Annotated in this window: 14 protein-coding genes and 1 tRNA gene; 12 read left to right on the top strand and 3 right to left on the bottom strand. The window is 29.1% G+C overall.

What is annotated here, in order from left to right:
* Positions 1-10 precede the first annotated feature (10 nt).
* Positions 11-1411 (bottom strand): TrkA C-terminal domain-containing protein, encoded by a 1401-nt coding sequence (locus Q0J35_RS03225; protein WP_297193103.1) that lies wholly within the window; start codon positions 1409-1411, stop codon positions 11-13.
* Positions 1412-1444: 33 nt separating this feature from the next.
* Between Q0J35_RS03225 and tgt the strand changes: the two genes are divergently transcribed.
* A complete protein-coding gene (tgt, locus tag Q0J35_RS03230) occupies positions 1445-2569 on the top strand; it encodes a tRNA guanosine(34) transglycosylase Tgt (RefSeq protein ID WP_297193104.1) in 1125 nt (374 codons plus the stop codon).
* Between the two features lie 30 nt (positions 2570-2599).
* Positions 2600-2676, top strand: a tRNA-Arg gene (locus tag Q0J35_RS03235).
* Positions 2677-2707: 31 nt separating this feature from the next.
* On the opposite strand, the gene yedF is transcribed toward Q0J35_RS03235, so the two are convergent.
* Together yedF and yedE are read right to left on the bottom strand one after the other, a co-directional pair.
* On the bottom strand, positions 2708-2935 hold the full coding sequence (gene yedF / locus Q0J35_RS03240) for a sulfurtransferase-like selenium metabolism protein YedF (RefSeq protein WP_297193105.1): 228 nt from the start codon (positions 2933-2935) through the stop codon (positions 2708-2710).
* On the bottom strand, positions 2932-4137 hold the full coding sequence (yedE, locus tag Q0J35_RS03245) for a selenium metabolism membrane protein YedE/FdhT (protein WP_297193106.1): 1206 nt from the start codon (positions 4135-4137) through the stop codon (positions 2932-2934). The genes yedF and yedE overlap by 4 nt, the downstream gene beginning before the upstream one ends.
* Positions 4138-4424: 287 nt before the next feature.
* Here yedE and Q0J35_RS03250 point away from each other — a divergent pair, with 287 nt between their 5' ends.
* The 10 genes from Q0J35_RS03250 to Q0J35_RS03295 all read left to right on the top strand — a co-directional run bounded on the left by Q0J35_RS03250 (position 4425) and on the right by Q0J35_RS03295 (position 14917).
* Positions 4425-7235: an FAD-binding and (Fe-S)-binding domain-containing protein gene (locus tag Q0J35_RS03250; RefSeq protein ID WP_297193107.1), complete on the top strand. Its 2811-nt coding sequence runs from the start codon at positions 4425-4427 to the stop codon at positions 7233-7235.
* Positions 7232-7864, top strand: a complete 633-nt coding sequence (locus Q0J35_RS03255; RefSeq protein WP_297193108.1) for a YggS family pyridoxal phosphate-dependent enzyme — start codon at positions 7232-7234, stop codon at positions 7862-7864. Before Q0J35_RS03250 ends, Q0J35_RS03255 begins: the two co-directional genes overlap by 4 nt.
* A gap of 213 nt (positions 7865-8077) precedes the next feature.
* A complete protein-coding gene (locus Q0J35_RS03260; protein ID WP_297193109.1) occupies positions 8078-9064 on the top strand; it encodes a DUF4422 domain-containing protein in 987 nt (328 codons plus the stop codon).
* Positions 9065-9126: 62 nt separating this feature from the next.
* Positions 9127-9903, top strand: a complete 777-nt coding sequence (locus tag Q0J35_RS03265; protein WP_297193110.1) for a CDP-glycerol glycerophosphotransferase family protein — start codon at positions 9127-9129, stop codon at positions 9901-9903.
* Positions 9904-9970: 67 nt separating this feature from the next.
* Positions 9971-10414, top strand: coding sequence for a CDP-glycerol glycerophosphotransferase family protein (locus Q0J35_RS03270; protein WP_297193111.1), 444 nt, complete (start codon positions 9971-9973; stop codon positions 10412-10414).
* A gap of 112 nt (positions 10415-10526) precedes the next feature.
* On the top strand, positions 10527-11564 hold the full coding sequence (locus tag Q0J35_RS03275; protein ID WP_297193112.1) for a glycosyltransferase family 2 protein: 1038 nt from the start codon (positions 10527-10529) through the stop codon (positions 11562-11564).
* Positions 11565-11660: 96 nt separating this feature from the next.
* Complete coding sequence (locus tag Q0J35_RS03280) at positions 11661-12983, top strand: MATE family efflux transporter (protein WP_297193113.1); 1323 nt, start codon at positions 11661-11663, stop codon at positions 12981-12983.
* Complete coding sequence (locus tag Q0J35_RS03285; protein WP_297193114.1) at positions 12959-13612, top strand: SprT family zinc-dependent metalloprotease; 654 nt, start codon at positions 12959-12961, stop codon at positions 13610-13612. The genes Q0J35_RS03280 and Q0J35_RS03285 overlap by 25 nt, the downstream gene beginning before the upstream one ends.
* Before the next feature lie 39 nt (positions 13613-13651).
* Complete coding sequence (locus tag Q0J35_RS03290) at positions 13652-14146, top strand: DUF4149 domain-containing protein (RefSeq protein ID WP_297193115.1); 495 nt, start codon at positions 13652-13654, stop codon at positions 14144-14146.
* An 18-nt stretch (positions 14147-14164) separates the two neighbouring features.
* Entirely contained in the window at positions 14165-14917 is a 753-nt protein-coding gene (locus Q0J35_RS03295) for a flagellin (RefSeq protein WP_297193116.1), read from the top strand.
* Positions 14918-14934: the final 17 nt, after the last annotated feature.

The following is a 14934-nucleotide window of genomic DNA, read 5'->3' on the forward strand; positions in this document are numbered from 1 at the left end:
TTATCCTAACTTAGCTAATTGGTATAAAAACTTGATAGTTTTTATTCATTTTATAATACAAGCTATTTAAATTTGTGCTTAAAATACTTCTTAAATTAAAAGATAGCAAATCCTTTTTAAAATATATAAACTGAAGTGCGGGTTTTTTATGCTCTAGTTCTAGGATCGGGTTTTTATTTTTGTCATTTATTATTTTTAATTCTTTGTTATAGAGCTGCGAAAGACTTTGCAAGTGTTCTGTTAGTTTTTTAGAATCATTATCTGGCTCATAATAATAAAGCAAAGCTTTTAGTTTTAATTGCTTACTTAAATCTATCATAACACCGGCTTGATTTTCTAGCTCATCTTCATTTGAGCTAAGTATAATAGCTTCATCTAAGTCCTCAAAATCTATAGAGCCTAGCTTAAGAATAGGAATTTTCAAAGAGTAAAATTCCTTTTTTCTTTTTTTAAAGGTTGAATCATCTACTATTATAAGCCCTATATCATCATTGATTAGTATATCTTTTATGTTTTTTATCTTGGTATTTTCATAATCAAAATGAACGGTTACGCTATTTTTCTTATCCTGTTTTAATTCTTCATAAAAATCACAAAGCTTTGAATTTATGCTGTGTATAAAAAGCCTTTTGCTATTTGTATTAGAATGCAATATATTAGCAGTTTTGTAAGCTTTATAAAGTTCTTTTTGAGAAATTCTTTTCATATCCAAAAAAAGATACAAATTATTTCCAAAAGGCGATGGAAACTGCCCTCTACCGCCTTTTATTTTATAATACACATTTTGAAGAATGCTTGGTTCGCCAACCAGTAAGACATTATCATTTGGCATTATCATAACGGAAGGATTTGGCATAATTATCTTTTTATTTCTATAAATAAGTGCTATACGCCACCTTTTTTGACTTATTGAAGATATATGCCTGTGTGCAAAAATACTATAAGCTGGTATTTTTACTTCCATAATTTCACCATTTGAAAGACCGATATTTTGGGCAAAATTTGGAACATCGGGCAAGAATGCAAGTAAATATTCACTTAAAGAACTTCTAACATCTACTAATTCACATCTAGAATCATTTATGCTAAGCCCCCAAAAATCAACCAACACAACAGAAATCTCTTCGTTTATCTCTCTTATGTTGTCATAAACAGCTTTAACATCAAATTCATCTTTCATATGTATAAAAATTTGTGTATAAGAATTTGTTAAAAACAACTCTTTTAATTTACTAGCAGAGCTTGGGTCAAATTTTATAAAATTTATATATTCACTTTGTAATTTTAAATTTATAGAGTCCTCATTATAATACACCACATCAAAATGATAATTAGATGTTTTTTGTAAGCAAAGCCTTTCTAAGAAATATTTTGCTAAAATTCCATCAAGTATTAATAAAATTTGATTCATATAAACTCCAAATGTAAAAGGTAATTATAACAAATGGAATTTAAAATAAAGCATAAAGACAATAAAGCAAGAGTTTGTGAGATAAAGACCGCTCACAGTTCATTTACCACTCCTATTTTTATGCCTGTTGGCACGGCAGCTTGTGTAAAAAGTCTTGATTTTTTAGACCTTATAGAGATTTTAAATGCAAAAATCATACTTGCAAATACCTATCATTTGTATCTTAGACCCGGTGCAAATATAATATCAAAATTTAATGGTTTGCACGGCTTTACCGGCTTTAAAAATTCTTTTCTAACAGATAGCGGCGGTTTTCAAGCCTTTTCTTTAAGTAAAAATTCAAAACACAAAGATGAGGGCATAGAATTTAAAAGCCATATAGATGGCTCAAAACACCTTTTTACACCAAAATCAGTGCTTGATACACAGTATCTTTTAAATTCTGATATTATGATGATACTTGATGATTTGGTATCTTTGCCAGCAGATGAAAAAAGGCTAAAATTATCCGTTCAAAGAACTATAAAATGGGCAAAAGAGTCGATAAATTATCACAAAGAAAACTTAAAAAATGGTCTAGCTTTTAATAACAATATTTTTGGCATAATACAAGGCGGCACTGATTATGAACAAAGAAAAATTTGTGCTTTAGAGCTTTGTTCTATGGATTTTAACGGACTTGCCATAGGCGGACTTAGCGTAGGCGAGGAAAATGCATTAATGTATGACACTATAGAAGGGGTTATGGATTTTATAGATGAGAATAGACCTAGGTATTTAATGGGAGTTGGCACACCGCAGGACTTGGTAGAGGGAGTTGAAAGAGGAGTTGATATGTTTGACTGCGTTATGCCTACTAGAAACGCCAGAAATGGGACGCTTTTTACAAATTTTGGTAAGATAAACATTAAAAAAGCTGAATTCTTGCAAGATGAAAAAGCTATAGATGAAAACTGCGACTGTTACACTTGCAAGAATTTTTCAAGAGGATATTTACATCATCTTTTTAGAGCAAAAGAGCTTACTTTTTTTAGACTTGCAAGCTTGCATAATTTGCATTATTATTTAAGCTTAGTAAAAGCTATGCAAGAAGCCATTTTAAAAGATAGTTTTTCTGAGTTTAAAAAAGAATTTTATGCTAAAAGAAGTTTAAGTTAAGGAAAATTCGCTATAATTTTGCTTTTTCTTGCGCTCATAGCTCAGCTGGATAGAGCATTTGATTGCGGTTCAAAAGGTCAGAGGTTCGAATCCTCTTGAGCGCGCCACTTAAAACACCGCCCAAAAGGCAGTGCTTTTTCAAGGCTTTTTGATTAAAAATCTAAGCACGGGTCCATCTTGATTTATCTCAAGCACCTCAAAACCTCTATTTTTAGCGTCATCTGGTATAGAATTTATACTTTGAGGACAGTCGCATAAAACCTCTAATATTTCTCCATTTTTAAGTTCAGATAGAGCGTCTATGGTAGCCATAGCAGGATATGGACAAGCCTCACCTTGTAAATTTAAAGTATAAGTTATATTCATTTTTGTATCCTTTTGAAAAAATATTTTTTATAAGCTAATGCTAAGATAAGCATAGAAAGCAAAAAGAGCAAGTTTAAAGCAAGCCCACCTAAATTTGAAAAGCTATCAAGAAGATTTATCTTTACGCCCTCCTTAAAGCCTTGCGGAAAGAAATCATAACTTAAGGCTAGTATCATAGTTCCTGCTATGTTAGCAGCTCCAACTATCATAAAATGGCTTTGTCCCTCCCACATTCTATAAGCCCAGCCGCACTCGCAAGCTCCGGCAAAAACTATACCAAAGCCAAACAAAAAAGCTCCCACAGCCACACTTAAAGAAAGCTGAGTAAGCTTTGGCTCGTGTCCATAAAGAGTAAAGGCAAAGGCTATGATAGTAGCTATCATCATACCTATAATGGCTCCTTTTATGGCCGAATCTCTACCAAATAAAAACAGATCCCTAAAGCAAGAAGTAAAGCAAATTTGGCATTTTGAGATGATAAAACCAAAGATAAAACCAAAAACTAAAGCTAAAGAAAGCATACTTTTTCTATCGCTAGGATTAATATCGTGGTAATTTATCAAAAGATAAAGCAGCCAAGAAAGAAAAAGAACAAAGACAAATATACCTAAGAAAAAGTAAAATTTAGCTCTTTTTTCGTGTATTTCTAAACCCTCATCCTTTTTATTTACCCTTACAAGTTTTGCTTTTGGTTTAAAAAATTTAGTATTTGTAAGCTTTACAGCTAGATAAATTCCAAGCACCATAAAAAGAGCAAAAAGCCAAGTATGCAAGGAAAAATAAGGAATGCCAGAGAAAAAATTTCCCAAATTACAACCAAAGGCAAGTCTGGCTCCAAAGCCTGAGAGCAGTCCTCCAACTATAGCTTGAAATACCCTTAAAGAACTAGCTGGTAAGCGAAATTTAACCTTATTTGCAAGCAGGGCTGCAACTATACAACCTATAGACATACCAAGAAGCATTATGCCTGAAATTCTAGTCGTGGCATTACCTGCTAAACCTAAATTTTGATAGTAAGAATAAGAGCTTAAATCAGCTCCAAAAAGCTCTAAAAATTCTCCTCCAAGTCTTGTCATCTCGCTAGTTACTCCCCAATTAACAGCAAAGATACCAAAATAAGCAGCAGAAAAAACTCCAAGTGCTATAAAACCTTTTTTATTTTCCCAAAAATTTATTAGATATTTTTGTTTAATTTCATTCAAATTTATCTCCTTAAAGAGTTAAAAAAACATTAAAAAACTTTAGTTTGAAAACCAGAATGTATATGTATATACTAAATGAGATTAAGAATTTTTGCACACAAAAGTGTGCATACAGCAAGACATAGTAGATTTAAAAGAAACAAGGAAAAAAGATTTAATCTTAGTTTTATACATAAATTCCTCATTTCCTTTCATTCTAAGTTTAGCTTTTTTTTACAAGAAAAAGACTATAATTTTAGCAAAATTACATAAAAAAGTCAAATTTTATCCTAATTAAAAGGAGTATTATGCAAGATTATGAAGGCTTTTATAAGGAAGCTAAAGAGCTTTTTAAAGGCAGAGTTTATAAGGATTATTTAAGATGTTTTGCTTATGGAGTTGATGCGAGTTGTTATTCCTTAGTTCCAAAACTTGTTTGTTTATTGCAAAGCGAAAATGAGATAATAAAAGCCTTTAGATTATCTAGAAAATACAATACCCCACTTTGTTTCCGTGCCGCTGGGACAAGCCTTAGCGGTCAAAGCTCTTGTGATACTGTGCTTGTTTTGCTAGATTTTTCTTTTAATAACATTAAAATTTCAAAAAATGCAGAAACAATACTACTTGATGCTGGTGTTATAGGCTCTAATGCAAATTTAGCCTTGAAAGAATTTTCTAAAAAAATAGGTCCTGACCCAGCAACGATAGCAGCTGCACAAATAGCTGGTATAGTAAATAATAACTCAAGTGGAATGTGTTGCGGAGTAAAGCAAAATTCTTACAATACTATAAAATCGATAAGAGTCATACTAGCAGACGGCTTTATACTTGATACAAGCGATGAAAAAAGCATAAAAGATTTTAAAAATACACACTCAAAGATGATAGAAGAAATATTAGCATTAAGAGCTGAAATTTTACAAGATAAAGCCTTGCAAGAACTTATACGCAAAAAATACAAGATAAAAAACACAACAGGATACAGTATAAATTCCTTACTTGATTTTGATGATGTAATAGACATAATCACTCATCTTTTTGTAGGTTCTGAAGGCACTTTGGGCTTTGTTTCAAAGGTGGAATTAGAATGCGTAGATGATAGCCCGTATAAAGCTTGTGCCTTGCTTTTTTATGAAGATATTTTAAAGGCTGTTGAAGTTGTAAAAGTCTTAGCTTCTCTTGATGATATTATCACAAGTGCAGAGATAATGGATTATTCTTGTTTAAAAACAGCTTCTAAATTTAAAGGCGTGCCAGAATTTCTAAAAAAAATCAAAAAAGATACAGCTTGCATCCTTATACAAACAGAAAGCGATGATGAAAAGACATTAGAAAAGCATATAAAAAAGATAAAAGATACTATAACGCCCTACCCCACTTCTATGCCGCTTGAATTTTCAAGTGATGAAGCCGTATATAGTGCTTGGTGGAAAATAAGAAAGGGATTATTGCCAATAGCCGCAAGTGCTAGGAAAAAAGGTGCTTCGGTGATTACTGAGGATATTTGTTTTGAGATAGATGATTTAGGAAAAGGAATTTTAGAACTACAAAAGCTGTTTAAAAAATATTCTTTTGACAAGAATGCCATTTTATTCGGACACGCATTAGCTGGAAATATGCATTTTATAATAACTCCAAATTTAAATGATAAAAAAGAATTTCAAAATTTTTCTATCTTAGTCGATGAAATGTCAAAAATGGTAGCCTCTTTTGGTGGTAGCATAAAAGCAGAACACGGCACAGGAAGAATGATAGCTCCATTTGTAGAGCTTGAATGGGGCGAAAAAGCATATAAGATAAATAAAAAAATAAAAGAAATTTTTGATAAGAAAAAACTTATAAATCCAGATGTGATAATAAGTGATGATAAAGAAATTTACAAAAAAAATATAAAAGAAGTTACAGAGATAGAGCAAGAGTATTTGGAGGCTTGTATGGAATGCGGATTTTGCGAGAAATACTGCCCTTCTCATAAATTTACATTAAGCCCAAGGCAAAGGATAGCCATACAAAGAGAGATAAAAAGGCTTGAAAAGCTTTTTGACAATGAAAGTAGAAAGAATTTAAAAAATTTAAAAAGTGGCTTGAAGTATTTTTCTCAAGAAAGTTGTGCTGCTTGTTCTATGTGCGAAGAACTCTGCCCTATAAACATAGATACAGCTTTATTAGCCTTAGAAGAAAGAAAAAATCAATCTCAAATATCGCAAAAAATAGCACAATACGCCTATAAAAATTTCAATACCAGCTTAGATATAGCTAAATTTTCATTAAAAACTAGCTCATTATTTTCTCTTGATAAGCTTTCAAATTTTAGTATCAATACCAGAAAAATAGTAAAATTTAGCCCAGTAACTAGAAAATATATGCCAAGTGCTAATACTTACAAATTTAAAAATCAAAAATCAAGCCTAAATAAAGAAGTCGTGTATTTTACAAGTTGTATAAATAGAGCCTTTGCCCCTTCAAAACTTGCAAACGATAAAAGAAGTCTGCAAGAGGTTTTTGAAAGTCTTTGCAAAAAGGCGAAAGTTAGCGTTATTTATCTAAAAAACATAAAAAATATGTGTTGTGGAAAAGCCTTTGAAAACTTTTCAGACATAAAAGAAGCAAATTTAGAAAAAAATAAAAAAATTCTAAAAAAGATAAGCAAAGATGGCACAATCCCTATAGTAATCGATCACGGTGCTTGTAGTGCAAGACTCATAAAAGATTTAAAGGATGAATTTAAAATTTATGACCTAAGCACTTATTTACTTAAAGAAATCTTACCTGAAATCGATATAAAAGCACTTGATGAAGATATAGCACTTTATACAATGTGTGCTAGCAAAAAACTTGGAATAGATAATGATATGAGAGAACTTGCCAAAAAATGCACGAACAAAAGAGTTTTAGAACATGATATGGCTTGTTGCGGCTTTGCTGGATATAAAGGCTTTTTTATCCCGGAATTAAACATAAATGCTACAAAAGCTTTTGCTAAATTTTATGATGATAAAGATATAAAATTTGCGTTTTCAAATTCAAGCACTTGTGAAATAGGATTAAGCGATGCGACAAATATTTCTTGGCAGCATATAGCTTATCTTATAGATATGCTTAGCGAAGGAAAAAAATGAAGCTTGATGATATACTTAATCTTAACAAAAATATACGAGTAGTAGCGGCTAGCAAGTATGTAGATTCCGATGTTATAAGAGTTTTTTTTAACAATGGCATAACAGAGTTTGGAGAAAATCAAGTCCAAGCACTATCAAACAAAAAAGAAGCATTAAAAGATTTGCCTATAAAATGGCACTTTATAGGCAATTTACAGAGCAATAAAATAAATCTTTTATTAAAACAAAAGCCTATTTTATGGCAGTCTTGCAACGGTATTAAAATAGCAAAAGCCGTAGATAAAAGGCTTGATTATAAATTAGATGTCTTGCTTGAAGTAAATTCTGCACAAGAAAGCTCAAAAAGTGGGGTTGCAGTTGAAAAAGCACTAGATGAATACTTGCAAATACAAGAAGAATGTAAATCATTAAATCTCTGCGGACTTATGAGTATAGGTGCAAATTCAAATAACACAAAAGAGATACAAAAAAGCTTTGAACTAACATACAAACTTTTTGAGTCTTTGCAAAAACACGGTGCAAAAATATGCTCTATGGGTATGAGTTCTGATTTTGAACTAGCTATAAAATGTGGCTCTAATATGATAAGACTTGGATCCATTTTATTTAAAAGTCTTAAAAATTTTTAAACTTATCTTTACTCTATAAATACACACATTTTCCCATAACACAACCTTAATCCCTTTTAAAAAAGTTTGAAAACAGCCATTTTCAATACAAAAATAGATGATAAAAATTCTTTGTAAGTTAAGGATTTAAGTCTTTATAAAAACTAAAAAGATGCTTTAAAAGAAAATTGAAAGATAAAAAAGAAATATTAGTAAATAGAAAGGACTTTTTAAGTGCAAAAAGAAAGTTTTCAAAATAAAAACCCTTCCATAAAAATTCTAGTAGGCTATCATAAACCTGCAGTATTACTTAAAGATGAAATTCTTACTCCTATACACTTAGGTAGAGTCTTAGCTACACAAGCTTCTAAAGATGGAGAAATATCTAAAGAAGATTATGAATGGATGTGTGAAAATATGATAGGAGATGATACAGGAGATAATATCTCTCATCTTAATAGATATTTTTGTGAATTAACAGGAATTTATTGGGCTTGGAAAAATTATAATAAATTAGGCAATCCTGATTATATAGGGTTTATGCATTATAACAAGTTTTTGCTTTTAGATGAAAAAGATAACACATTCTGTAATAATATTTCTTATTTTAATATATTTTTGAAAGAAAAAATATACCATCAATACAAAATGCTAAAATATAAAATAAATAGATTAAATGCAATAACCATAAATCCTTATTTTGCAAATATTACTGTTGATAAATTTTATAAATGTAATTACTCAAAAAAACTAGGACACGTTGAAGATGATTTTGAACTATTAAAACAAAGTGTAAAAAACAAATTCCCACAATATAATTTTTTCTTAAAATATTCAGATGTTGATGAGCATTATTTCAAAAATATTTTTATTATGGAAAAAAAACTATTTTTTAAATACTGCTCTTATGTTTTTGAGATATTGTTTTATATGCACGAAAAAATTAATTACACAGATAGGGATATAAAACAAAAAAGAGCTATTGGTTTTTTATCAGAAAGACTTACTGGTGCTTTTATTTATAATATTAAAAAAGAACTAGCTATAAAATTTTATCCTATTGCATATATAAAAAGAGGTGTTTCTATAGCTGAAGATAGGATTAAAAATCATCTAACTTACAAAGTGGGTAAAACTGTAATAAATGCTAAAAATCCTATTAAATTTTATTATTACCTTTTTCGCTTGTTTATTGCATATACAAACATAAAAGGGGGATAAATATATACAAGCAAATATCTAGTATAAACCCTGCACTAAAACTCCCTCCACTGCCTAGTTATGTGGATTATGAAAAGGCATTAAGAGTAAAAAATCATTTGTCATATAGAATGGGTAAAATAATTTTATCTTACTTTAAAAATTGGTATAAAGGCTATTTATTTTTACTGCCGCTTGAGATAGCAAAACTTACAAATTTTAAATTTAAATTTTACAGTGTCATTTTTTTAAAGATACAAACATTTTTTAAAAAAGATACTTACATTTTATTTGATAATCTATATGAAAAAGATGCTGAATGCATAGATGCTTGGTGTGTATTTCAGTATATGCAAGAACATAATGTAAAATCTTACTATGTTTTATGGAAAGAAAACCCTCTATACAAAGAGTTAAAAGAAAAAAATAGGCTAAAAAATATAATAGCTCTTGATAGATCTTCAAAAGACGATATAAAGCATAATTTTGACTTTTTCTTTATTTCCTTTAAGCAACTTTTAAGAGCTAAATACGTGATCACATCTTTTGGTGGTTTAAATAAAAATCTGACAAATTTTTTATTTGAAAACGAACATATACAGTATATTAATATTAACCATGGGGCTACTCTTTTAAAAGTTTTTGTTCTAACTACTGGTTATTTATCTCCTAGACAGTTTAATAAATTTTTAGTTAGCTCGGAGCAAGAAGCAGAAATCTTTGAACGATACGGGAATTGGGAAAGACAAAATTTAATAAAAATAGGTATGCCTAGATGGGACTTGTTAAAAAAAGAAAAAACTGAAAAAAAGACTATATTTATTATGTTTACTTGGAGGGTTTTTTTTAAATTCCAATGAAAATGAACTAAGTTTAGATTTATCAAATACTGTTTATTATAAAAAAATCTTACCCTTTTTTAGTGTCTTGGCAAAATTATCAAAACAATACGATATAAAAACAACTTATTCTTTACACCATTCACTACTTAATCAATGTGATAAATTTGATTTCTTTGATATAAAAGATTGTGAATACATAAAACCTGAAAAAATTTCTAAACATATAGGTAAGGCAGATCTTTTTATAACAGATTATTCATCTTTATTTTTTGACTTCTTATTTTTAAATACTCCTGTAATATTTTACAGACACGATTATAATGATACTATGTTGCTAGATGTTGATTTGAAAGATATGCAACATGCCAAAAGTAAAGATGATATGCTTTTTAATATAGCTTACGATGAAGATACTTGTTTAAAGCTTATAGAAAAATATATAAAAAATAGCTTTGTATTAGAAGATGAAAATAAGATAAAAGCTGAGAAGCTTTTAGCACAAAAAAGATATAAGAAAAAAGGTTGTTAAATACTTGCAAGAGCTTTGAAAATATTAAAATATAAAAAATTTATTTGAATAAATTTTTTATTAAGAATATTTTAGCTAGAATTCTCAAATCTAAAAACGGATCTTAGTTAGTATGAGTATCAAAATTTCTATATTAATTCCAAGTTATAATTCCATAAAATACATAAAAGAAGCGTTGAAAAGTGCTGTAAATCAGACTTTTAAAGATATAGAAATCATTTGCATAGATGCAAATTCTAATGACGGAACTTTAGAATTTTTAAAAGAAGAGCAAAGAAAAGATGAACGCATAAGGATAATACTCTCCGATAAAAAAAGTTTAGGATATCAGTTAAATTTAGGATTTAAAGAGGCTAAAGGCGAGTATCTTACCATAATAGAAAGCGATGATTACGCAAGGCTTGATATGTGCGAAAAGCTTTATGAATTGGCTTTAAAATATAATTGCGACATTATAAAATCAGATATTATGCACTTTACAAGACGAGAAAAACAATACAAAGTCATATCATACGAAGCAAACTTATACAATAAAATATTAAAAGAACAAGATAAGATTGAGCTGATACAGCATTCACTAATTGCGTATCAAGGTGCAATTTACAAGCTTGATTTTATTAGAAAATTTAAAATAAAAGCTAACGAAAGCGATGGTGCTTCTTTTCAAGATACTGGAGTTTTCTTTATAACTCTAAGTCTAGCAGATAGCATTTATTTGCACAACGAAGCATTATATTTTTATAGAAAAGATAATGAAAATTCTTCTATACACAGCAAAGAAAAAATTTATTGTGTGTGTGATGAATATGATTTTATATATAATTTTTTAAACAAATGCGATAAAGAATTAATGAAAAAATTATTTGCAGTATTTTTATATAAAAAATTTAAAGCTTACTGGTGGAATTTAAAACGCATTGACAATAAATTTAAGCTTGATTTTATAAAACGTTTTGCACTTGAATTTGAACCTGTTATTGATAAGTTGGATAAAAATTTTTTTACAAATGGAGAGATAAGGGAATTAAAAGAAATCATAAAAGACCCTGAAAACTTCTACAAACGATACAAAAGTCCATTTTTCAAACTTAGAAAAAAGGGTGCTAGATTAAAAAGAAAAATAAAATCTTTATTCAAAAACGACAAATAAATTTAACCTTTTTATAAAGCTTTTAAACAAATAAGCTATTCTTAAACAAAAGGGTATAAAATAAACATTCCAAAAATACATTCCTAGGGAAAATTTGTGGCTAAAGCAAGCAAACAGCTATCCTTGTCTAGATTAACTGTGCCTATATTTATAGAAATGCTACTTAGGTATCTTAGCATTATTATAAACACTTATATGGTTACTCAATACTCAAACTATCTAGTCGGTGCTATGGGTGCTGGAAACCAAATCATTAGCATATTTTTTACCATATTTAGCTTTTTAAGTGTTGGTTGTAGCATAGTTATAGCACAGGCTATAGGTGCTAAAGATACTGTGCTGGCTAAAAAAGCTATACATCAAAGTATTTTTTTTAATTCTATTTTAGGTTTTGTTTGCGGTAGCTTTTTGTTTTTGTTTGGAGATTTCTTACTAAATTTTATGAATATACCTAATGATCTTCTAAATCATAGCAAAATTTATTTACATATGCTCGCAATTTGCCTTATTTTTGACGGTCTTGGAGTTGTTTTAGCTGCAATTATCAGAGTTTATAATATGGTTTATTGGGTTATGATAGCCTCTTTGATTATGGATTTTGTTATAGTTTTACTTAATTACTATATGTTAAATTATACAAAATTAGAACTTTTTGGCATAGGTCTTTCAAATATCATAGGCAGAGTAACCATACTATCAATTTTACTATTTGTCTTTTTTTTCAAGTTAAAGATGAAATTGGAGTTAAAAGAGCTTTTCAAATTTGAAAAAAAGGTTATGTTTAAAATTTTAAATATTGGTTCTTTTTCAGCCGGCGAAAACTTAATCTGGGTTATTCAATACGCTATAGCCTTATCTTTTGTAGCCAGTTTAGGAAGTTTAAATTTAAGCATTCAAACAATCTACTTTCAAATTTCTATGTTTGTAATGCTTACAGGACAAGCTATAAGTGTAGCAAATGAGATAATTATAGGAAAATTAGTAGGAGCAAATTATCTAAATGTGGCATATAAACACACTTGGAGAGCGTTTTATTTTAGTATATTAGTTACTTTTTTTGTTGTGCTTTGCTTTTATATATTTCAAGATTTCATAATGCAAATACTCAATCTAAAAGATGAATTTAGAAAAGTAATGGCTCCTTTATTCTTGCTTTCGATATTCTTAGAGGTGTCAAGAACTTTTAATATAGTTATGGTAAATTCTTTACGTGCGAGCGGAGACGCTAAATTTCCATTCTTTAGTGCTTGTGTATTTATGTTGGGCGTGTCTCTGCCAGTAGGATACATACTTTGCTTTTGGGCTAAGCTTGGTATATTAGGTGTTTGGATAGGTTTTTTGTGTGATGAATTTTTTAGAGGTCTTACAAATGCTTTTAGATGGAAAAGTAGAAAATGGCAAACAAAGGCTATAGTATAAAAGAAATTAAATACAAAAAATTTAACATAACAATACAATATAAAAAAGTAAAATATATAAGACTAAAAATAGATAAAAATTTGTGTATAAGATTGGTAATTCCATTATTTTGTAGTAAAAAAGATCTTATTTTCTTTCTAGATAAGCATTCCGAGTGGCTAAATGAAAAATATGAGCTTTTAAGCAAATATTCTCATAAAAATGATGATGAAATTCTATTTTTAGGCAAGTCTTATAAGCTAATATTTGATGAAAATATTGAAAAAATTCGTTTTGAAAAAGGTTTGCTTATAAGTAAAAATAAATCACAATACGAAGAATTTATGAAAAAAAATGCTTTTAAAATTTTTTCATTTTACATAAAAAAATGGCAAAAATTTTTTGATAAAAAAATACAAAGACTTAGTATAAAGCCTATGAAAACGCGTTGGGGTTCTTGTAATAGTAGCAAGGCTTATATAAATTTAAATATAAATTTGATGCAAAAGTCTCTAAAAGGCATAGAATATGTAGTATTGCACGAACTTACGCATTTAAAATTTGCAAATCATAGCAAAGAATTTTACAAAGAACTTGAAAATTTAATGCCAGATTTTAGGATAAGAGAGCTTGAATTTAAGATACATTAATCTTTAAAGGATAAAATCAGGTCAAATATAAGGATAGTTATGAAAAATATAAATTTTTTATTATTAGCTTCAGTCATAGGCATAGAGCTATTTATAGGCGTGGTGGTAGCTTCTTATATTTTTTATCCTCCAAATGGATTAAATGGTTCTGTTTTGCTAGATAGATTTGAAAGCGGTCTGATTATGGCTCAAATCTTTTTAAAATTCGCCTATGTTCTTATCTTTGTTTCTATTGTAAATTTCTTATATGAAATATTTTCTGTAAAAAATAAATTTAAAATTTTAAAAATTTTTATATCTTTAGTAATTTTGGCACTATCTTTGCTTTTCTTATTTTATTACACTTTACCAATGCTTGAATTCCAAAAACAAGTTTTAGGAACAGAGCTTGATATAGCGTATTTTGATAGCGATGAGTTTAAAGATTTTCACTATCAAAGCGAGTTGCTTGTTAAAGTTTTGCTTGTTTTTCAAGTGATTCTTTATTTTTTAAGCTTAAAAACAGCTGATAAAGCATATAATAAAGAAAGTTAGATTAGAAGGGGGTTTAAAATGACAGTCAATAATAATCCACAAAGTATGTCTCAAACAAATTATCTAAATGACGCTAAAAAAACTAGCGATACTGCTTTAGAACGTATAGCAGCAGTACGTGCTATAGACGGTAGGGACGGTGCAAATTTAGCAATAGCTGATTCTTTGATGTCTCAGTATAATTCTGTGGATCAAGGTATATCAAATTCCTATGATGCTATAGCAGTTTTACAGGTTGCTGACGCTAGTTTAAATCGTATAAATGAAAGTGCTGACAGACTTAGCGAACTTTCTGTTCGTTCTAATAATGCTGTATTAAGCGATAGTCAAAGAGCTATGTTAAATACAGAAGCACAAAGGGTAATAACTTCTATTAATGATGCTTTTAATAATGCCCAATATAATGGAAAAAATGTTTTTCAATCAATGGAATTTGTGGTTGGTTCTGGAGTAGAACAAACAAATTTAAATCCTATAAACACCAGTGAATTATCCCTTGAAAATACAGATGCTATACAAAGATTTTCAGAAGATGTATCAAGGCTAAGAGCTGATATAGGTGCTGGCATAAACGCCATTTATAGCAATATGAACGCTAGTATGGAAAATAGTGTAAATTTAAAAGACGCTGAAAATAGACTTCTAAATAATGATATGGCTGTGAATGTGAATCAGCTAAACGAGGGTTTTTTAAAGCAAAATGCTGCTTCTTTTATGGTAGCTCATCAAAACAATATACTACAAACTAAAGTTGCCTCTTTACTAAACTGATGAAAGCATACAAGTAT

The sequence above is a fragment of the uncultured Campylobacter sp. genome, assembly GCF_944323605.1.
Lineage (GTDB): Bacteria > Campylobacterota > Campylobacteria > Campylobacterales > Campylobacteraceae > Campylobacter_D.